At 67.4% G+C, this 19,973-nt stretch carries 17 protein-coding genes and 3 rRNA genes; 11 read left to right on the top strand and 9 right to left on the bottom strand.

Translation table 11 applies throughout. The features are described 5' to 3' along the window. Positions 1-102: 102 nt before the first annotated feature. The 3 genes from HNR02_RS04715 to HNR02_RS04725 all read left to right on the top strand — a co-directional run bounded on the left by HNR02_RS04715 (position 103) and on the right by HNR02_RS04725 (position 4,433). Positions 103-1,839, top strand: a complete 1,737-nt coding sequence (locus HNR02_RS04715) for a serine/threonine-protein kinase (protein ID WP_179775703.1) — start codon at positions 103-105, stop codon at positions 1,837-1,839. Positions 1,840-2,004: 165 nt separating this feature from the next. After that, a complete protein-coding gene (locus HNR02_RS04720) occupies positions 2,005-2,796 on the top strand; it encodes a purine-nucleoside phosphorylase (protein ID WP_179771988.1) in 792 nt (263 codons plus the stop codon). Further along, the gene (locus tag HNR02_RS04725) at positions 2,793-4,433 is read left to right on the top strand and encodes a phospho-sugar mutase (RefSeq protein ID WP_179771989.1); all 1,641 of its coding nucleotides are present in this window, start codon (positions 2,793-2,795) and stop codon (positions 4,431-4,433) included. Before HNR02_RS04720 ends, HNR02_RS04725 begins: the two co-directional genes overlap by 4 nt. Positions 4,434-4,518: 85 nt before the next feature. Here HNR02_RS04725 and rrf read toward each other — a convergent pair. The 3 genes from rrf to HNR02_RS04740 form a co-directional block, all read right to left on the bottom strand. Beyond that, a 5S ribosomal RNA gene (rrf, locus tag HNR02_RS04730) occupies positions 4,519-4,635 on the bottom strand. Between the two features lie 67 nt (positions 4,636-4,702). Further along, a 23S ribosomal RNA gene (locus tag HNR02_RS04735) occupies positions 4,703-7,826 on the bottom strand. Between the two features lie 287 nt (positions 7,827-8,113). Continuing rightward, positions 8,114-9,633: ribosomal RNA gene (locus HNR02_RS04740) — 16S ribosomal RNA — on the bottom strand. Together the 16S, 23S and 5S rRNA genes form the textbook arrangement of a ribosomal RNA operon. A 636-nt stretch (positions 9,634-10,269) precedes the next feature. Between HNR02_RS04740 and HNR02_RS04745 the strand changes: the two genes are divergently transcribed. Continuing rightward, positions 10,270-10,734, top strand: a complete 465-nt coding sequence (locus tag HNR02_RS04745; RefSeq protein WP_179771990.1) for a flavodoxin family protein — start codon at positions 10,270-10,272, stop codon at positions 10,732-10,734. A gap of 53 nt (positions 10,735-10,787) precedes the next feature. Further along, positions 10,788-11,177 carry a hypothetical protein gene (locus tag HNR02_RS04750; protein ID WP_179775704.1) on the top strand — a complete coding sequence of 130 codons (390 nt, stop codon included), beginning with the start codon at positions 10,788-10,790 and terminating at the stop codon, positions 11,175-11,177. Positions 11,178-11,191: 14 nt separating this feature from the next. Here HNR02_RS04750 and HNR02_RS04755 read toward each other — a convergent pair whose 3' ends face one another. Together HNR02_RS04755 and HNR02_RS04760 are read right to left on the bottom strand one after the other, a co-directional pair. Next, entirely contained in the window at positions 11,192-12,172 is a 981-nt protein-coding gene (locus tag HNR02_RS04755; protein ID WP_179771991.1) for an aldo/keto reductase, read from the bottom strand. Next, positions 12,169-12,573, bottom strand: coding sequence for a MerR family transcriptional regulator (locus HNR02_RS04760; protein ID WP_179771992.1), 405 nt, complete (start codon positions 12,571-12,573; stop codon positions 12,169-12,171). Before HNR02_RS04760 ends, HNR02_RS04755 begins: the two co-directional genes overlap by 4 nt. An 82-nt stretch (positions 12,574-12,655) precedes the next feature. Here HNR02_RS04760 and HNR02_RS04765 point away from each other — a divergent pair, with 82 nt between their 5' ends. Continuing rightward, the gene (locus HNR02_RS04765; RefSeq protein WP_179771993.1) at positions 12,656-13,246 is read left to right on the top strand and encodes a TetR/AcrR family transcriptional regulator; all 591 of its coding nucleotides are present in this window, start codon (positions 12,656-12,658) and stop codon (positions 13,244-13,246) included. Here the strand turns inward: HNR02_RS04765 and HNR02_RS04770 are convergent. Further along, positions 13,243-13,824: a class I SAM-dependent methyltransferase gene (locus HNR02_RS04770; protein WP_179771994.1), complete on the bottom strand. Its 582-nt coding sequence runs from the start codon at positions 13,822-13,824 to the stop codon at positions 13,243-13,245. The genes HNR02_RS04765 and HNR02_RS04770 overlap by 4 nt on opposite strands. Continuing rightward, entirely contained in the window at positions 13,825-14,448 is a 624-nt protein-coding gene (gene upp, locus HNR02_RS04775) for a uracil phosphoribosyltransferase (protein WP_179771995.1), read from the bottom strand. A 26-nt stretch (positions 14,449-14,474) separates the two neighbouring features. Here upp and HNR02_RS04780 point away from each other — a divergent pair, with 26 nt between their 5' ends. The 5 genes from HNR02_RS04780 (at position 14,475) to HNR02_RS04800 (ending at position 18,681) form a co-directional block, all read left to right on the top strand. Then, positions 14,475-14,756, top strand: a complete 282-nt coding sequence (locus tag HNR02_RS04780; RefSeq protein WP_179771996.1) for a hypothetical protein — start codon at positions 14,475-14,477, stop codon at positions 14,754-14,756. A gap of 68 nt (positions 14,757-14,824) precedes the next feature. Beyond that, positions 14,825-15,445: a DUF1707 SHOCT-like domain-containing protein gene (locus tag HNR02_RS04785; protein ID WP_179775705.1), complete on the top strand. Its 621-nt coding sequence runs from the start codon at positions 14,825-14,827 to the stop codon at positions 15,443-15,445. Beyond that, positions 15,442-16,395 carry a deoxyribose-phosphate aldolase gene (deoC, locus tag HNR02_RS04790; RefSeq protein ID WP_179771997.1) on the top strand — a complete coding sequence of 318 codons (954 nt, stop codon included), beginning with the start codon at positions 15,442-15,444 and terminating at the stop codon, positions 16,393-16,395. Before HNR02_RS04785 ends, deoC begins: the two co-directional genes overlap by 4 nt. After that, positions 16,395-17,828: an aldehyde dehydrogenase family protein gene (locus HNR02_RS04795; RefSeq protein ID WP_179771998.1), complete on the top strand. Its 1,434-nt coding sequence runs from the start codon at positions 16,395-16,397 to the stop codon at positions 17,826-17,828. The genes deoC and HNR02_RS04795 overlap by 1 nt, the downstream gene beginning before the upstream one ends. Then, entirely contained in the window at positions 17,821-18,681 is an 861-nt protein-coding gene (locus HNR02_RS04800; protein WP_179771999.1) for an aldehyde dehydrogenase family protein, read from the top strand. The genes HNR02_RS04795 and HNR02_RS04800 overlap by 8 nt, the downstream gene beginning before the upstream one ends. 8 nt (positions 18,682-18,689) lie before the next feature. Here the strand turns inward: HNR02_RS04800 and HNR02_RS04805 are convergent, their stop codons facing one another. Further along, positions 18,690-19,322 (bottom strand): GNAT family N-acetyltransferase, encoded by a 633-nt coding sequence (locus HNR02_RS04805; protein WP_179775706.1) that lies wholly within the window; start codon positions 19,320-19,322, stop codon positions 18,690-18,692. An 11-nt stretch (positions 19,323-19,333) separates the two neighbouring features. Then, complete coding sequence (locus HNR02_RS04810) at positions 19,334-19,966, bottom strand: TetR/AcrR family transcriptional regulator (protein ID WP_179772000.1); 633 nt, start codon at positions 19,964-19,966, stop codon at positions 19,334-19,336. Positions 19,967-19,973: the final 7 nt, after the last annotated feature.

Here is a 19,973-nt window from a genome sequence, read left to right on the forward strand (position 1 = left end):
GGGACGCGATTGTGACTCTGCTCGCGGCGCGGAAGCGCCCGCAGTCACCGAGCGCGCATCCGCAACAATGGGCGCGTGGCGAGTGCGAGTGAGGAAACCAGGGTGGTGGCCGGACGGTACCGGCTGCGCTCCGTGCTGGGTTCCGGCTCGATGGGCACGGTGTGGTCGGCCTACGACGAGTTCCTGCACCGCCCGGTGGCCGTCAAGGAGATCCTGCTGCCGCCGGGGGTGACCGCCGGGCAGGCCGACGAACTGCGGGAGCGGACGCTGCGCGAGGCCCGCGCCATCGCCGTGCTGTCTCACCCGAACGTGATCACCCTGCACGACGTCGCACGTCAGGACGGCGAACCGTTCGTCGTGATGGAGCTGCTGCCCTCGCACAGCCTCGCCGAGTTGATCCGCGAGCACGGGCCGCTGTCGGTGCAGCAGGCGGCTGCGGTGGGCGACGCGGTCGCGGCGGCGCTCGGGGCCGCGCACAACGCGGGCATCACGCACCGTGACGTGAAACCGGGCAACGTCCTGGTCGCCGACGACGGCCGGATCAAGCTCACCGACTTCGGCATCGCCCGCAACGTGTCCGACGCGTCCATGACGCGCACCGGGATGACGCTGGGTTCGCCGGCGTACATCGCCCCGGAGGTGGCTTCCGGCAAAGCGGTCACCCCGGCGGCGGACCTGTGGGGTCTGGGGGCCACGCTCTTCTGCGCCGTCGAGGGCCATCCGCCCTACGACGCCGACGGTGACCCGCTGGAGACGATCGGCAAGGTCGTCAAGGGTGAGGTGCCACGTCCGTCGCCGGGCCCGCTCGCGCCGCTGATCGCCGCGTTGATGGCGAAGGAGCCGCGGGACCGGATGCCGTTGCGGCAGGTGCGCCGCCAGCTGTACCCGATCCTGGCGAAGGCGCCGCGTGTGTTGTTCGGCCCGGAGATGTTCGCCGCGGCGGGCAGCACCCGCGAAGACGCCTCGGACACGCGCGAGATCTCCGCGAGCCCCGTGGTGAACGAGACGGCGGAGGCCAGTGGCGAGCTGGCCGCGGATCCCGGACCGCTCCCGTTCGCCCCGTCGGCTGCCACCGACGCACTGGCAGCGGCCCCGGGCCCGCTGCCGTTCGGCCCGCCATCCCCGGCGAAGCCCGGCGGCACCCTGTCCCCCGCGCCCGGCCCACTGCCGTTCGGGCCTCCTCCGGGCCGACGCACGTCGGTGACGGTGGCACTCGTCGCGGTGTCGATCGTGTTGTTCCTGGCGGCGGCCTTCGGCGGTTTCGTGGCGGCCAGGGTGATCGGTGCACAGCCGGTGGCGCCCCCGTCGCGTTCGGACACTTCGGGCCCCGCCGCCCCACAGCCGACGGTGTTCGAACGCCGGACGGGCGAGGCTTCGAGCGTGAAGGGCGCCGAAAACGGCACCTTCACCGTCGACGTCCCGGCCGAATGGACGCGTTTCACCAGCTCACAGGCGGGCGACGACCTGCCGTTGTCGACGCTGGTGCAGTTCGTGTCGGCGGACGGTTCCCAGATGCTCGCCGTGAACCACTTCCCCCAGTACTACCCGGGCAACGACCTCGACGATTACGTGAAGGCCCTGGAACGCAGCCGTTCCGGTGGCGAGTTCCGCTTGGTGTACCAGGCGAAGCTGGCCGAGCAGGAGGGCCTCACCCTGATGTACCGCACCATCGACCGGGCCCCGTCGGGCTCCGTGAGCCGCACGACCTACGCCAAGGTCTACCGCCAGAGCACGAGCCTCTGGGTGGTCAGCGTGACCGTGCCGACCGAGCAGGAGGAGACGGCGAAGGCCGCCCTCTACGACCGCATCCTGCCCACCTTCTCCACCAGCGGCAGCTAGCCAGCGCCGACCGCCCCAGACCTCCCCCGACCCTCATCCCAAGCCCGCCAGAACACTCCAACCGGGGCGGGGCGGTCGCACCCGACGCAGCCATCTACCGGCCACCAGCGCGCCCAGCCACCACCACCGGCCACCAACCCACCGCACGCTGCCAAGATGGTCCCCATGACCGAAAATGACGTGGCGGCCGCTGCCGCGGCCACCATTGCCGAGCGCACCGGGTTCGCCAAGCACGACATCGCGGTGGTTCTCGGTTCCGGATGGCGTCCGGCGGCGGACGTGATCGGCGAGCCGGAGGCGGAGATTCCGCTCGGCGACCTGCCCGGTTTCGAGACCCCGACCGCGGTGGGCCACGGCGGCACCGTCCGCTCGGTGGACGTGGATGGCAAGCGCGCGCTCGTCCTCCTCGGCCGCACCCACCTGTACGAGGGCAAGGGCGTCGGCCGGGTCGTGCACAACGTGCGTACCGCCGCGGCCGCCGGAGTGAAGTCGGTTCTGCTGACCAACGCCGCGGGCGGCCTGCGTGAGGACTACCAGGTCGGCCAGCCGGTGCTGATCTGCGACCACCTCAACATGACCTCGACCTCGCCGATCACCGGCGCGAACTTCGTCGACCTGGTCGACCTGTACTCGCACCGCCTGCGGGACCTGGCGCGCGAGGTCGACCCCGGCCTGACCGAGGGCGTGTACGCCGGCCTGCCCGGCCCGCACTTCGAGACCCCCGCCGAAATCCGCATGCTGCGCACGCTCGGCGCGGACCTGGTCGGCATGTCGACCGTGCTGGAGGCCATCGCGGCCCGTGCCGCCGGGGTGGAGGTGTTCGGCCTGTCCCTGGTCACGAACCTGGCCGCGGGCATGACCGGCGAACCGCTGAGCCACCAGGAGGTTCTGGAGGCGGGCCGAGCATCGGCCGAGAAGATGGGCACCCTGCTGCGTGAGCTCGTGACCCGCGCATGACCCGTCTCGAGCCTGACCTGCGGGATCGCACCATCCGCTGGATCGCCGACGACGTCGACCCGGCCGCCCGCCAGGAATTACAGGTCGTGCTGGCCGCTGCGATGAACGGCGCCCCCGATGCGGTGACCGACCTCACCGACCGGATGGCCGGTCCGCTGGAGTTCGGCACCGCCGGGCTGCGCGGGCCGGTCCGCGCCGGACCGAACGGCATGAACACGGCCGTCGTCGTACGCACCACCGCGGGGGTCGCGGCGTGGCTGTCCGCACACGGCAAGGGCGGGCAGATCGTGGTTGTCGGGCGGGATGCCCGGCACGGCTCGGAGGAGTTCGCCACCGCGGCGGCGGAGGTGCTGCACGCCGCCGGGTTCGACGTGCGGATGCTGCCCCGGCCACTGCCGACGCCGGTGCTGGCGTTCGCGACCAAGTACCTCGGCGCGGTTGCCGGTATCCAGATCACCGCGTCGCACAACCCGCCCGCCGACAACGGCTACAAGCTCTACGACGACCTCGCGATCCAGATCGTCCCGCCGTCCGACTCCGAGATCGAGTCCGCGATCGCCGTCGCGCCGGGCGCGTTCGGCGTGCCGCGCCAACCCGGCGCGACCGTGCTCGGCGAAGAGATCGTGGACGAGTACCTGTACCGGGTCTCGCAGGTGCCGCGGTCCGCGGCCCGCGGTTTGCGGGTCGCCGCGACAGCCCTGCACGGGGTGGGCGCCGAGGTGCTGCGCGCCGCGCTGTCCCGTGCCGGGTTCACCGACGTCCACCTGGTGGCCGAGCAGTCGACACCCGATCCGGACTTCCCGACGGTGTCGTTCCCGAACCCGGAGGAGCCCGGCGCGACGGATCTGCTGCTCGCACTGGCCGCCGAGGTGGACGCCGATCTGGCCATCGCGCTGGACCCGGACGCCGACCGCTGCGCCGTCGGAGTACCGGACCCGTCCGGAACGTGGCGCATGCTGCGTGGTGACGAGACCGGGGTGCTGCTGGGGGATTACGTCCTGTCGATGACGTCCAACCCGGACCCGCTCGTCGCGACCACCATCGTGTCCGCGTCCATGCTCGGCGACATCGCACGTGCTCACGGCGCCCGGTACGCGGAGACGCTGACCGGCTTCAAGTGGCTGACCCGCTCCGGCGAGGGCCTGGTGTTCGCCTACGAGGAGGCGCTGGGGCTGTGCGTGAACCCGGACTTCGTGCGGGACAAGGACGGCATCGCCGCCGCGACCCTGGCCTGTGACCTGGCGGCGAAGTTGGAGGCCGAGGGCCGTTCTCTGCTCGGCGAGCTGGACCGGCTCGCGCTCGCGCACGGGGTGTACGTGACCGATCAGGTGTCGTTGCGGGTCACCGACCTGTCGGTGCGGGGACGGCTGATGTCTCGTCTGCGGCGAAACCCGCCACCGGAGCTGGCGGGGGTGGATGTGGCGATGGAAGACCTGATGCCGGAAACGGACGCGTTGCGCATCGCCGGTGAGGGTGTGCGGGTGGTGATCCGGCCGTCGGGGACGGAGCCGAAGCTCAAGGCTTATCTGCAGGTGGTGCGGACGGTTCCGGACGCCGGTTCGCTCGCCGGATGTCGTGCGGAGGCGGAGGCCACCATGGCGGCGCTGCGTTCGGGTGTGGAGGCTCTGCTCGCCTGACGCGGCGGGGGGCGGAACGATGAAAAGCCCGAGACCCCGGGAGAACCGTCAAGGTTCTCGACCGGGGCCTCGGGTGTGAGATTGTGTTCGGCGGTGTCCTACTCTCCCACACCCGCGGGGGTGCAGTACCATCGGCGCTGGCAGGCTTAGCTTCCGGGTTCGGAATGGGACCGGGCGTTTCCCTGCCGCCATGACCACCGAAACTCTATGAAACAACCACAATCATGGTGTGGTGTTTCAGAGTTGCAGAGCGGATGCGTAGCAGCTTTGTGGGCAAGTCCTCGGCCTATTAGTACCAGTCCACTCAAAAACACATTACTGTGCGTCCATGTCTGGCCTATCAACCCAATCGTCTCTTGGGGGCCTTAACCCACAAAGGGGTGGGAGACCTCATCTAGGAACAGGCTTCCCGCTTAGATGCCTTCAGCGGTTATCCCTTCCGAACGTAGCCAACCAGCCATGCCACTGGCGTGACAACTGGCATACCAGAGGTTCGTCCGTCCCGGTCCTCTCGTACTAGGGACAGCCTTCCTCAAGTCTCCTACGCGCGCGGCGGATAGGGACCGAACTGTCTCACGACGTTCTAAACCCAGCTCGCGTGCCGCTTTAATGGGCGAACAGCCCAACCCTTGGGACCTACTCCGGCCCCAGGATGCGACGAGCCGACATCGAGGTGCCAAACCATGCCGTCGATATGGACTCTTGGGCAAGATCAGCCTGTTATCCCCGGGGTACCTTTTATCCGTTGAGCGACATCCCTTCCACCAGGAGATGCCGGATCACTAGTCCCTACTTTCGTACCTGCTCGACCTGTCAGTCTCACAGTCAAGCTCCCTTGTGCACTTACACTCAACACCTGATTGCCAACCAGGCTGAGGGAACCTTTGGGCGCCTCCGTTACTCTTTGGGAGGCAACCGCCCCAGTTAAACTACCCACCAGGCACTGTCCCTGAACCCGATCAGGGTCCTAAGTTAGATTCCCAATCCGACCAGAGTGGTATTTCAACAACGACTCCACCAACACTAGCGTGCCAGCTTCACAGTCTCCCACCTATCCTACACAAGCCGAACCGAAAACCAATACCAAGCTATAGTAAAGGTCCCGGGGTCTTTCCGTCCTGCCGCGCGTAACGAGCATCTTTACTCGTAGTGCAATTTCACCGGGCCTGTGGTTGAGACAGCCGGAAAGTCGTTACGCCATTCGTGCAGGTCGGAACTTACCCGACAAGGAATTTCGCTACCTTAGGATGGTTATAGTTACCACCGCCGTTTACTGGCGCTTAAATTCTCAGCTTCGCCCCACAAGGGAGCTAACCGGTCCTCTTAACGTTCCAGCACCGGGCAGGCGTCAGTCCATATACCTCGTCTTACGACTTCGCATGGACCTGTGTTTTTAGTAAACAGTCGCTTTCCGCTGGTCTCTGCGGCCAACTCACCCTAGCCCGCACGGGGCTTCAAGTGCTTTGGCCCCCCTTCTCCCGAAGTTACGGGGGCATTTTGCCGAGTTCCTTAACCACAGTTCACCCGACCGCCTTAGTATTCTCTACCTGACCACCTGTGTCGGTTTGGGGTACGGGCCGCACATGTTCTCGCTAGAGGCTTTTCTCGGCAGCAGAGGATCACCCTACTTCGCCTCAACGGCTACGCATCACGTCTCAGACTCCATGAGTGACGGATTTACCTACCACTCGTCCTACACGCTTACACCAGTACAACCACTCACTGGCGGAGCTACCTTCCTGCGTCACCCCATCGCTTGACTACTACTGGTTCAGGCTCCACGCTCACCGCCCTTGGCCCGAAGGCCGCCGACAGCTCGGGTGGTTAGTATCACCAGCCTCGTCATGGGCGAACATACGCGGGTACGGGAATATCAACCCGTTGTCCATCGACTACGCCTGTCGGCCTCGCCTTAGGTCCCGACTTACCCTGGGCAGATTAACTTGACCCAGGAACCCTTGGTCATCCGGCGGCAGAGTTTCCCACTCTGCATTCGCTACTCATGCCTGCATTCTCACTCCCACACCCTCCACGACTCGCTTCCACGGCCGCTTCCCTGGATGCAGGACGCTCCCCTACCCAACAACACCACTACACACCACTCCCGAAGAGTGATGCGGATGTATCTGTGTCATTGACACGGCTTCGGCGGTGTACTTCAGCCCCGCTACATTATCGGCGCAGGACCACTTGACCAGTGAGCTATTACGCACTCTTTCAAGGATGGCTGCTTCTAAGCCAACCTCCTGGTTGTCTCGGCGACCCCACATCCTTTCCCACTAAGCACACACTTAGGGGCCTTAGCCGGTGTTCTGGGCTGTTTCCCTCTCGACGACGAAGCTTATCCCCCGCCGTCTCACTGCCGCACTCTCACGTGATGGTATTCGGAGTTTGGTTGACTTCGGTAACCCGGTAAGGCCCCTAGGCCATCCAGTAGCTCTACCCCCACCACGAAACATGCGACGCTGCACCTAAATGCATTTCGGGGAGAACCAGCTATCACGGAGTTTGATTGGCCTTTCACCCCTACCCACAACTCATCCCCCAGGTTTTCAACCCTGGTGGGTTCGGCCCTCCACACCGTCTTACCGGCGCTTCAGCCTGGCCATGGGTAGATCACTCCGCTTCGGGTCTAGACCACGCGACTCCATCGCCCTCTTCAGACTCGCTTTCGCTACGGCTACCCCACACGGGTTAACCTCGCCACGCAGCACTAACTCGCAGGCTCATTCTTCAAAAGGCACGCCATCACAAAACATAATGTTTGCTCTGACGGCTTGTAGGCACACGGTTTCAGGTACTCTTTCACTCCCCTCCCGGGGTACTTTTCATCTTTCCCTCACGGTACTCGTCCGCTATCGGTCACCAGGAAGTATTTAGGCTTACCGAGTGGTCCCGGCAGATTCACAGCAAATTCCACGAGCTCGCTGCTACTCGGGAACACCACCACACCACACCAACACAGCTTTCGCGTACGGGACTCTCACCCACTCCGGTCCACCATCCCAGGTGATTCCACTAGCCATGCAGTAACTGATGCCAGAAGTGTCAGCTTCTGGAAGGCAGGTCCCACAACCCCGCACACACAACCCCTGACAGGTATCACATGCGCACGGTTTAGCCTCCTCCGCTTTCGCTCGCCACTACTCACGGAATCACTAAAGTGTTTTCTCTTCCTACGGGTACTGAGATGTTTCACTTCCCCGCGTTCCCTCCACACCAGCTATATATTCACTGGCGGGTAACACCTCATAACAGGTGCTGGGTTTCCCCATTCGGACACCCTCGGATCACAGCTCGGTTGACAGCTCCCCGAGGCTTATCGCAGCCTCCCACGTCCTTCATCGGCTCCTGATGCCAAGACATCCACCATGTGCCCTTAACAACTTGACCACAAAGATGCTCGCATCCACTCTGCAATTCTCAAACACCACACCCAGAAACAACACACCGTGTTGCCTCAGGACCCAACAGCGTATCGATGAACACCCATCACTCCGACCACCAACCCCCGTTCCACGCCGACAAGCAGCAGTACTAGACAGATCAATGATCATCGCGATGAGCATCAAGCCAGTCGTCCACAATTCCTTGAGCAACCAGACAGCGCCACAGTCGGGCACTGAGCCTGGCCACTCCACGTCCCACCGAAGCGAGCGTGGATGTGTTGTGCTCCTTAGAAAGGAGGTGATCCAGCCGCACCTTCCGGTACGGCTACCTTGTTACGACTTCGTCCCAATCGCCAGTCCCACCTTCGACCACTCCCTCCCACAAGGGGTTGGGCCATGGGCTTCGGGTGTTACCGACTTTCATGACGTGACGGGCGGTGTGTACAAGGCCCGGGAACGTATTCACCGCAGCGTTGCTGATCTGCGATTACTAGCGACTCCGACTTCACGCAGTCGAGTTGCAGACTGCGATCCGAACTGAGACCGGCTTTAAGGGATTCGCTCCACCTCACGGTATCGCAGCCCTCTGTACCAGCCATTGTAGCATGTGTGAAGCCCTGGACATAAGGGGCATGATGACTTGACGTCATCCCCACCTTCCTCCGAGTTGACCCCGGCAGTCTCCCGCGAGTCCCCGCCATTACGCGCTGGCAACACAGGACAAGGGTTGCGCTCGTTGCGGGACTTAACCCAACATCTCACGACACGAGCTGACGACAGCCATGCACCACCTGCACACCGGCCACAAGGGGGCCGACATCTCTGCCGGTTTCCAATGCATGTCAAGCCCAGGTAAGGTTCTTCGCGTTGCATCGAATTAATCCACATGCTCCGCCGCTTGTGCGGGCCCCCGTCAATTCCTTTGAGTTTTAGCCTTGCGGCCGTACTCCCCAGGCGGGGCGCTTAATGCGTTAGCTACGGCACGGACAACGTGGAAGTCGCCCACACCTAGCGCCCAACGTTTACAGCGTGGACTACCAGGGTATCTAATCCTGTTCGCTCCCCACGCTTTCGCTCCTCAGCGTCAGTATCGGCCCAGAGACCCGCCTTCGCCACCGGTGTTCCTCCTGATATCTGCGCATTTCACCGCTACACCAGGAATTCCAGTCTCCCCTACCGAACTCAAGCCTGCCCGTATCCACTGCAGGTCCGGAGTTAAGCCCCGGATTTTCACAGCAGACGCGACAAGCCGCCTACGAGCTCTTTACGCCCAATAATTCCGGACAACGCTTGCACCCTACGTATTACCGCGGCTGCTGGCACGTAGTTAGCCGGTGCTTCTTCTCCAGGTACCGTCACTCGCGCTTCGTCCCTGGCGAAAGAGGTTTACAACCCGAAGGCCGTCATCCCTCACGCGGCGTCGCTGCATCAGGCTTCCGCCCATTGTGCAATATTCCCCACTGCTGCCTCCCGTAGGAGTCTGGGCCGTGTCTCAGTCCCAGTGTGGCCGGACACCCTCTCAGGCCGGCTACCCGTCGTCGCCTTGGTAGGCCATCACCCCACCAACAAGCTGATAGGCCGCGGGCCCATCCCGTACCGCCGAAACTTTCCACCCCACGAGATGCCTCGAAGAGTCATATTCGGTATTAGACCCCGTTTCCAGGGCTTATCCCAAAGTACAGGGCAGGTTACCCACGTGTTACTCACCCGTTCGCCACTCATCCACACCCGAAGATGCTTCAGCGTTCGACTTGCATGTGTTAAGCACGCCGCCAGCGTTCGTCCTGAGCCAGGATCAAACTCTCCAACAATGTCAGAAAATCAAACCCAGCTATACATGATAGCCTCAAAGGAACCCACAAAGGGTTCTAACTCATCAACTGGCTTTTAGCTCATCAATACACTGTTGAGTTCTCAAACAACACGTTTTGTTGTGTCACCCGACGACCCAGCCAGCAAGCGTGAAGTCTCGCAACTTCCATCTCACTGTGGTTTCGTCCGGCGGCGGTCACCCACTCTACCAGCCTCGCTGGGAGCTTGGTTCGTGACCCCCCGCCCGGTTTCCCGGCCCCTTGGGGCTTTTCGGCCCCGCCGGCCCGGTCTCCCTGGCGACGAAGAGAAGATTACATGCCCGGAAAACCCCTCGAAACAGGGGGGTCCCTTAACGGTAAAAGCGCTGATCAACTGCCTGGACGGGTGGTTGCGGCGGGCCGGACCCGGCCGGCGCACGCGAACGGGGGATGGCCGGAACTCCGCCCTGCCGTGTGGCGACCAGGTCTTCGGAAAGCGCATCCGACGGGAGGAGAACCATGGAGACACCCGGTAACTGCAACTGCGGTAACTGCTGCGACTGCGGTGGCGAGTACGGCCGCAACTGACGGCGATCCGGAACGCCCTGGCACACGCGCCGGGGCGTTCCGCGTGTCCGGATCGGGCATCCTGGCCCCATGCCGACGCTGCTGATCGTGCACCACACGCCCTCGCCGAACCTGCAGGCCATGTTCGAGGCCGTCGTCTCCGGCGCGACCACGGACGAGATCGAGGGAGTGACCGTCGTGCGCCGGGCCGCACTCGCGGCCACTCCGCCCGACGTGCTGGACGCCGATGGCTACCTGCTCGGGACCACGGCCAATCTCGGCTACATGTCGGGCGCGCTCAAGCACTTCTTCGACCAGGTCTACTACCCGTGCCTGGACTCGACGCGCGGCCGCCCGTTCGGGTGTTACGTGCACGGCGGCAGTGACGTCTCCGGGACGATCCGTGGCATCGAATCGATCACCACCGGTCTCGGATGGGAGAAGACCGCGGAGTTCGTGACCGTGACGGGTGAACCTTCGAAGGCCGACCTCGGGCGGTGCTGGGAGCTGGGTGCCGCGGTCGCGGCGGGCCTTATGGATAACGACGTTACATAACAGTGTTACGATCGTCGCCAGTCCTTCGAGAGAGGAAGCTCGCGATGATCGTCCTGTCCGGTCCGGCCCAGCTCTTCACGGTGATCGCCCTGGTTTCGCTGCCGACGGTGATGTTCGGCGGGTACTCGCTGCTCGGCCTGTTACGCAAGCGGAAGCTGACCGAGGAGCAGCGGGCGTACTTCCGCGCCGGCCACGCGCACGCCGGCGTGCTGCTCGTGCTCGCGCTGATCACGCTGCAACTCGTCGCGGCCGGCGGGCTCGGGGCCGCGGGACAGTGGGTGGTGTGCGTCCTGCTGCTGGCCGGAATCCTCGCCCAGTCCGGCGGGCTGTTCCTGAACCTGCTGCCCGGGCGCACATCGCTCGCGCACGGCGTCACGGCGAGCGGCGCCGTGCTGCTCGCGGCCGCGATGATCACGACCGCCGTCGGGGTGGCGGTGGCCTGAGCCACCGCCCAGCCTCACCTGCCGACGTTGCGGGCCAGTGCCGCCGGGTAACGCTCCCCCGCCACCGCATCCGCGGGAACAGCGGACTCGATGCGCGCTATGTCCTCTTCGGACAGTTCGAGCGTCGCGGCGGCGACGTTCTCCTCCAGGTACTTGCGGCGCTTCGTGCCGGGGATCGGAACGACGTCCGCGCCCCGGCTCTGCACCCAGGCGAGCGCCAGCTGCCCGGCCGTCACGCCCTTCTCGGCGGCCAGCTTCCGCAGCGCCTCGACGATGAGCAGGTTCCGGTCGAGGTTCCCCTCGGCGAAGCGCGGCAGGTTGCGGCGCATGTCGTCGGGGGGCAGCTCGTCGACCCCGGTGATGCTTCCGGTGAGGAACCCACGGCCCAGCGGGGAGAACGGCACGATGCCGATGCCCAGCTCACGGCAGACAGGCACGACCTCGTCCTCGATACCGCGCGTCCACAGGCTCCACTCGCTCTGCAGTGCCGTCACCGGGTAAACGTCGTGGGCGCGACGGATCGTGTCCGCGGACGCCTCGGAGATCCCCAGGTACCGGACCTTGCCCTCGGCGACCAGCTCGGACAGCGCGCCCCACGTCTCCTCGACCGGGACGTCCGGATCGACGCGGTGCTGGTAGTAGAGGTCGATGTGGTCGACGCCGAGCCGGCGCAACGAGGCTTCGGCCGACTCGCGCACATGGGCGGCGTCGCCACGCGCCGACTGCTTGCCGTCGTCGAAGACCACACCGAACTTCGTGGCCAGCACGACCCGGTCCCGCTTGCCCGCGATCGCGCGGCCGACCAGTTCCTCGTTCGTGCCCGCGCCGTAGACGTTCGCCGTGTCCAGCAGCGTCACGCCGAGTTCCAGCGCGCGGTGGACCGTCGCGACGGACTCCGTGTCGTCGTCGCGCACGCCGTAGGCCTGGCTCATGCCCATGCAGCCCAGGCCCTGCGCGGCGACCACGAGCTCGCCGAGCTTCCGGGTCCCGATCACGCCGAGATCTCCTCCCTGACCACGCCGGTGGCGCCCGGGATGTCGGCGCAGATCCGGTCGTAGTTGGTGATCTTGTAGTTGAGGACGTCCATGCACGCCTGCAGCTCCGCGATGCGGTCGGCCACCGAGCGGCGCTGCTCGACCAGGATCGCGCGCCGCCGGCCTGCCCCGGCGTCACCGGCGGACCGCAGCTGCGCGTACTCCCGCATCATCTTGATCGGCATGCCGGTGGTGCGGAGCTTGGTGAGGAACTCCAGCCAGGCGAGGTCCTCGTCGGAGTAGGCCCGCCTGCCCGCGGCGTCCCTGGCGGGCGGATCCAGGAGTTTGATGCGCTCGTAGTAGCGGAGGGTGTCGATCGACAGCCCGCTGCGACGTGCGGCTTCCGCTATCGAGTAGCTCATGCAGCGACAGTACGACCTGGAGTGCACTCCAGGTCAAATCTTCGCCGAACGAACGATAACAGTGTTGCGATAGCCTGGCGGGATGCCACGACCGCGGACCCACGACGAAGCGCTCCGGCTCAAACTGCTCGACCGGGCCGGTGAGCTGCTGTCCACGGACGGCCCGAACGCGCTCAGCCTGCGCAAGCTCGCCGCCGACGCCGGGACCTCGACGACCGCGATCTACTCGCTCTTCGGCGGCAAGCCCGAACTGGTCAACGCCGTCTTCCTGGAGGGGTTCCGGCGGTTCGGCGCGCGCATGCGCGACGTCGAGCGGACCGGCGACCCGGCCGGGGACCTCGTGCGGCTCGGGCTGGCCTACCGGGAAAGCGCGCTGGCCGACCCGCACCTGTACTCGATCATGTTCACCAAGGCGGTGCCCGGGTTCGAACCCGGGCAGGAGGCGTCGCGGACCGCGCGGGAATCACTGGCACCACTGGTCGAAACCGTGCGCGCGGCGATCTCGGCGGGAGTGTTCCGGCAGGTGGCGCCGGAGGTGATCGCGGTCAGCGCGTGGGGCATCGTGCACGGGCTGGTGTCACTGGAACTGAACGGGAGCCTGCCGCCGGACTTCGACGTCGCCGCCTCGTACGAGGCGGCACTGCGCGCGCACGCGGACGGGTGGCGCGCCTAGGGTTTGCGCCAGGTCAGTGAATACCGGCGGAGCACGTGGCGGCGGTAGCGCACGCCGGGCAACATCCGGCGCGCCGCCTCGCGAACCTCTCCGTAGCTCATCGCCGGGTTCGTTGCCGGCATGCCGTCCGGACCGCTCGCGCGGCGCAGAACCTTGGTGATCCGCACGACCGGGGTGGCCGCGGCCCACCACGCCCAGTCCGCGGCGGTCGCCTCGCGGGCGAGGCCGACCACCACGAGCGTGCCGCCGGGCCGGAGGAGATCGCGCATCCGTCGGAGAGCGGGTTCGAATCCCATATGGTGGATCGTGGCGACCGAACAGACGAAGTCGAAGCCCTCCGCGGGGAGGTCGGCGTCGAGGAAGTCGCCCTCGACGAAGCACGGACCGCCGGCCTGCTCGCGGGCGCGGGCGATCATCGCCGGTGAGCGGTCGATACCGGTGACCACCGTCGCCCGCCCCATCAGCTTCCGCGCCAGCAGTCCGTCCCCGCAGCCGACGTCCAGCGCGTCACGGCAGCCGATGGGCACGGCACGGAGGATGTCCGGGTGCCGGGCGACGTTGGTGTTCCAGTAGGACAATCACCGCGCCCCGTACTGGCGGTCACCCGCGTCGCCGAGACCTGGGACGATGAAGCCGGAGTCGTTGAGCCGTTCGTCGATGCTCGCGGTGACCACGCGGACCGGCAGGCCGGAGTCCTCCAGGTGCTTGATGCCCTCCGGCGCGGCGAGCGCGCAGATCGCGGTGACGTCGGTGGCGCCGCGGCCGGTCAGCAGCCGGATCGTGTACTCCATCGAACCGCCGGTCGCGAGCATCGGGTCGAGCACGAACACCGGGCGGCCGGACAGGTCCTCCGGCAGCGACTCCATGTACGGCGTCGGCTGCAGGGTCTCCTCGTCGCGGGCCAGTCCGACGAACCCCATCTGCGCCTCGGGGATCAGCTTGTGCGCCTGGTCGGCCATGCCCAGGCCCGCGCGCAGGACGGGCACCAGCAGCGGCGGGTTCGCCAGCCGGACGGCGTCGGTGCGGGCGACCGGCGTGTGGATCCGCTCGGTGCGGACCGGCGCCTCCCGGGTGGCCTCGTAGATCAGCATGACGGTCAGCTCGTGCAGCGCCGCCCGGAAGGCCGCGCTGTCGGTGCGGGCATCCCGCATGGTCGACAGCCTGGCCGCGGCCAGTGGATGATCGACGACAAGCACGTCCATGGAGCGTCACGGTAGCCGACGAGGCGATGCCGATGCGGATGGTCGTCGCGGTCGCGGGACTCGGCCTGGCGATGGCGGGGTGCGCGCGGGTGACCTGCCCGGCCATCGGCTCCGTGCACCACTCGCACATCTCGTTCCCGGCCGCCCCGGAGGTCGCGACCGTGGAACTGCGGCTGTGCCGGTCGGGCACGTGCCACGCCACGAGTGCCGCACCGGACACCTCCACCGCCGGACCCGAGCCGTGCACGCAGCACCTGGTGTGGGTGGACGTGGCCGTGGCCGCGGCGGGAGCCGTCTCCGGAAGGTGACCCGGAAACGACGTCCGGCTCGGTACGCTCGCGCGGTGGAACAGCCTGGGACCCCCGAGCAGCCGCCGATGCGGGCCTCCGACGCGGACCGTGAACGCGTCGCGCAGATCCTGCACAACGCGCTGTCCGAAGGGCGCATCACGGTGCAGGAGCTGGAAGAGCGGCTCGACACCGTGTACGCCGCCAAGACGCTCGCCGAGCTCGAACCGCCCGTCGCGGATCTGCCGGGCGTCTCCGCGGGCGCCGTCCAGCCCGCCACGCCGCGGGCGCTGAGCCCGGACACCCGGATCGGCGGGGTACCCGGCTCGAAGACGTCCATCGCCGTGATGTCCGGCGCCCAGCGCAAGGGTCCCTGGACCGTGCCGCCCCAGCACACCAGCTTCGCGTTCTGGGGCGGCGTCGAGATGGACCTGCGCAACGCGCGCTTCGCCGAACGCAACACCACCATCACGGCCGTCGCGATCATGGGCGGGATCGACATCGTGGTGCCGGACGACATCATCGTCGAGGTCACCGGGTTCGGGTTCATGGGCGCCTTCGAGTCCCAGGAGCGCGGCGAGGTCTCGCCGGAGCCCCCGCCGCCGGGCGCGCCGGTCGTCAAGGTCACCGGCTTCGCGTTCTGGGGCGGGGTCACGGTCACCCGCAAACGGCGGAAGGGTCAGCCCCCGCAACTACACTCGGGCGCGTGAGCGCACCCACTCTGCCTGCCGCTCTCGCCGACGCCACCCGCGACGACGCGAGCCTCCGGCGGTTCCTGCACGGTCTGCCCGGCGTGGACCAGGTCGGGGTCGAAGCCAGGGCCACCGCACTGGCCACCCGCAGCATCAAGAAGTCCAGCAAGCTCTGGGCCATCGACACCGCGATCTCCATGGTCGACCTCACGACCCTGGAGGGCGCGGACACGCGCGGCAAGGTCCGTGCGCTGACCGCGAAGGCCCGGCGCCCCGACCCCGACCGCCCGGACACGCCGCGGGTCGCCGCGGTCTGCGTGTACCCGGACCTCGTCGCGACGGCCGTCGAGGGACTCAAGGGCACGGACATCGGCATCGCGAGCGTCGCCACCGCCTTCCCGTCCGGACGCTCGTCACGGCAGGTGAAGCTGGCCGACGTGGCGCTGGCCGTCGAGTCCGGCGCGACCGAGGTCGACATGGTGATCGACCGGGGCGCGTTCCTCGAAGGCCGCTACGGCGAGGTGTTCGAGGAGATCCAGGCGATCCGAGAAGCTTCCGCGCATGCTCATTTGAAGGTCATCCTCGAAACCGGCGAGCTCGCGACCTACGACAACGTGCGCCGCGCGTCCTGGCTGGCCCTGCTCGCGGGCGGGGACTTCATCAAGACCTCCACCGGCAAGGTCTCCCCCGCCGCGACGCTGCCCGTCACGCACGTGATGCTGCAGGCGGTGCGCGACTGGTTCACCGCGACCGGCGAGGTGCGCGGCGTGAAACCGGCGGGCGGTATCCGCACCACCAAGGACGCGATCAAGTACCTGGTCGCCGTGCACGAGGTCGCGGGCGAACAGTGGCTCACCGCGGAGAAGTTCCGCTTCGGCGCCTCCAGCCTGCTCAACGACCTGCTGCTGCAGCGGCGCACCCAGCACGACGGCCACTACAGCGGCCCCGACTACGTGGCGGTGGACTGATGCCTGCCTTCGAGTACGCGCCCGCACCCGAATCGCGGGACCTCGCCAACCTCAAACCGTCCTACCGCCCGTTCATCGACGGCGAGTTCCGCGACGGCGGCGGTGAACCGCTCAAGACCCTCAACCCGGCCACCGAGGAGGTGCTCGCCGAGGTCTCCACCGCGAGCGACGCCGACCTCGACGCCGCGGTCAAGGCCGCGCGCAAGGCGTTCGAGAAGATCTGGGGCCCGATGCCGGGCAGCGAGCGCGCGAAGTACCTGTTCCGCATCGCGCGACTGATCCAGGAACGGTCGCGGGAGCTGGCCGTCCTGGAGACCCTGGACAACGGCAAGCCGATCAGGGAATCACGCGATTCGGATCTGCCGCTGGTCGCCGCGCACTTCTTCTACCACGCCGGCTGGGCCGACAAGCTCGACTACGCGGGCTACGGACCGGACCCCAAGCCGCTCGGCGTGGCGGGCCAGATCATCCCGTGGAACTTCCCGTTGCTGATGCTGGCGTGGAAGATCGCGCCCGCGCTGGCCACCGGCAACACCGTGGTGCTCAAACCGGCCGAGACGACGCCGCTGACCGCGCTGGTGTTCGGCGAGATCTGCCAGCAGGCCGGGCTGCCGCCGGGCGTGGTCAACATCCTGCCCGGCGCCGGTGACCTCGGCCCGAAACTCGTCGAGCACCCCGGCGTCGACAAGATCGCGTTCACCGGATCGACCGAGGTCGGCAAGCTGATCCAGCGCCAGGTCGCGGGCACGCCCAAACGCCTGACGCTGGAGCTGGGCGGCAAGGCGGCCAACGTGGTCTTCGACGACGCGCCGCTGGACCAGGCCGTCGAGGGCATCGTCAACGGCATCTTCTTCAACCAGGGTCACGTGTGCTGCGCCGGTTCGCGGCTGCTCGTGCAGGAGTCCGTCGCCGACGAGGTGCTGGACAAGCTGCGGTACCGGATTTCCACGCTGCGGCTGGGCGATCCGCTGGACAAGAACACCGACGTCGGCGCGATCAACTCCCGCGAACAGCTGGGCCGGATCCGCGAGCTGGCCGACTCCGGTGAGGCCGAGGGCGCGCAGCGGTGGACCAGTCCGTGCCCGGTGCCCGACCGTGGGTTCTTCTTCGCGCCCACGATCTTTTCCGGCGTGCACCAGTCGATGCGGATCGCGCGCGAGGAGATCTTCGGCCCGGTCCTGTCGGTGCTCACCTTCCGCACGCCGGACGAGGCCGTCGCGAAGGCCAACAACACGCCCTACGGCCTGTCCGCCGGGATCTGGAGCGAGAAGGGCTCCCGGATCCTGTGGACGGCGAACCGGCTGCGCGCCGGGGTCGTGTGGGCCAACACGTTCAACCGCTTCGACCCGGCCGCGCCGTTCGGCGGCTACCAGGAGTCGGGCTTCGGCCGCGAGGGCGGCCGCACGGGGCTGGAGGGGTACCTGGATGTCTGAGCGGGTCACCGTCGCGAAGACGTACAAGTTGTTCATCGGCGGGAAGTTCCCGCGCTCGGAGTCGGGCCGGGTGTACCCGGTGACCGACGGCAAGGGCCGCTTCCTCGCCAACGCCGCGCACGCTTCGCGCAAGGACGTCCGCGATGCGGTGGTCGCCGCGCGCAAGGCGTTCGGCGGCTGGTCGGGTGCCACCGCGTACAACCGCGGGCAGGTGCTGTACCGCGTCGCGGAGATGCTGGAGGGGCGCCGGGACCAGTTCGTCGCGGAGGTCTCGGCTGCCGAGTCGCTGGCGACGCGGCGGGCGGAGGCCGTCGTGGACGCCGCGATCGACCGCTGGGTCTGGTACGCGGGCTGGACGGACAAGGTCGCGAGCGTGCTGGGCGCGGCGAACCCGGTCGCCGGGCCGTACTTCTCGTTCACCGTGCCGGAGCCGACCGGGGTGGTCGGGATCCTCGCGCCGCAGAAGTCCTCGCTGCTCGGGCTGGTGAGCGTGCTGGCGCCCGCGCTGGCGGCGGGCTGCACGACGGTCGTGGTGAGCAGCGCCGACCGCCCGTTGCCCGCGATCACGCTGTCCGAGGTGCTCGCGACCTCCGATCTGCCGGGCGGGGTGGCGAACATCCTCACCGGGCGGGCCGCGGAGCTGGGACCGTGGCTGGCCTCGCACGCCGACGTCAACGCCCTGGACCCGACGGGCGCCGAGGACCGCGCGGAACTGGCGCGCGAGGCCGCGGGGACGGTGAAGCGCGTGCTGGCGGTTCCGGCGGAGGAACCGGACTGGACGAAACGCCCGGACATCGCGCGCCTGCGCCGCTACCTCGAAGCGAAGACCGTCTGGCACCCGATGGGCGTCTGACCGGGTGGTCAGCGGTCGCGGTGGCGACCGCGGGGGCGGTGGTGGCGGCCACGCTCCCGCTCCCGCGCGACGGGGAAGTCCGGGTGGATTTCGGCGAACTCGCTGTCCGTGATGCCCATCAGCACGAGGTACTTGACGCCGTCGCGGGACAGTTCCAGGTCGCGCACCCGGCCTTCCTCGCGGAAGCCGAGCCCGGCGTGCAGCGACAGCGACGCCACGTTGCCGCCGTAGATGCTGACCTGGCACGTGGAGTAGCCGCGCTCGCCGAACATGAACCGGAGCAGGGTGATCACCGCGTCGCCGGCGTAGCCGCACCGCCGGTGCTGCGGTCCGATCCCGATGCCGTAGCTGAACCGGTCCGGGGAGTCCGCCTCGGTCGCCGACAGCGATCCCACCACCAGGCCACCACGCAGGGTCTCGATGCCGAAGTGGAAATCGGCCTCGGCGCGGTGCGCCGCCCAGTGCCGGTACTCGCCGACCCGACGGGTGTCCGCGCTGTCGCGGTCGAACCCGGCCAGCGTGCGCCGGTCCGCTGGGCCGATCTCCCGCAGCCGCACCTTGCGCCCGGCCCTGGCGGGCACGAGCGCACGGCCGTGTGCCGGGTCGAGGCGGGTCGGGGGCGGAACCATCGCGAGCACCATACCGGTACCCGTCAACGGATTCGGATGTCCTCACCGGTGATGGGCCGCCCCGGCAGCGGGGTGGCGGGGCGGGCTCGCAGGCCGTCGAGCATGAGCGCCGTGGCGCGTTCGAACGCGTACAGGGCCGGGTCGTGCAGCACCGGCGGCTGGCGCAGGACCAGCGAAAACAACAGGGCGACGTCCCCGGATCCGATGTCGCCGCGCACCGTGCCCTCGTCCTGCCCCGCCCGGACGATCCGGTCCAGCTCGACGAGCAGCGCGTCGCGGAACTGGCCGGTTTCCGGATCGTCCTTGAGGGCTTCCCTTGCCCGTTCCGACACCAGCGCGAGCTGCACGCTGGCCTGCAGCGGATGCGTCCGGCCGACCAGGCGCAGCAGCGCGTCCCACGCGGTCGGTTCCTCGGCCAGCGCCGCGCGCGCCGCGGCGAGCACCTGGGCGAAACTCTCCCTGGCGACAGCGAGGATGAGCGCTTCCCGATCGGGGAAACGCCGGTAGAGCGTGCCGACGCCGACCCCGGCGGCGCGGGCGATCTCCTCCATCGGTACGTCCGGCCCCAGAGCGGCGAACACCTCGCGGGCGGCGGCGACGATCTGGTCGCGGTTGCGTTGCGCGTCGGCCCGCAGCCGGGTCTCCGAAACCGTCATCGCCGCT

Source organism: Amycolatopsis endophytica, from assembly GCF_013410405.1.
In the GTDB taxonomy this organism is placed as follows: Bacteria; Actinomycetota; Actinomycetes; order Mycobacteriales; family Pseudonocardiaceae; genus Amycolatopsis_E; species Amycolatopsis_E endophytica.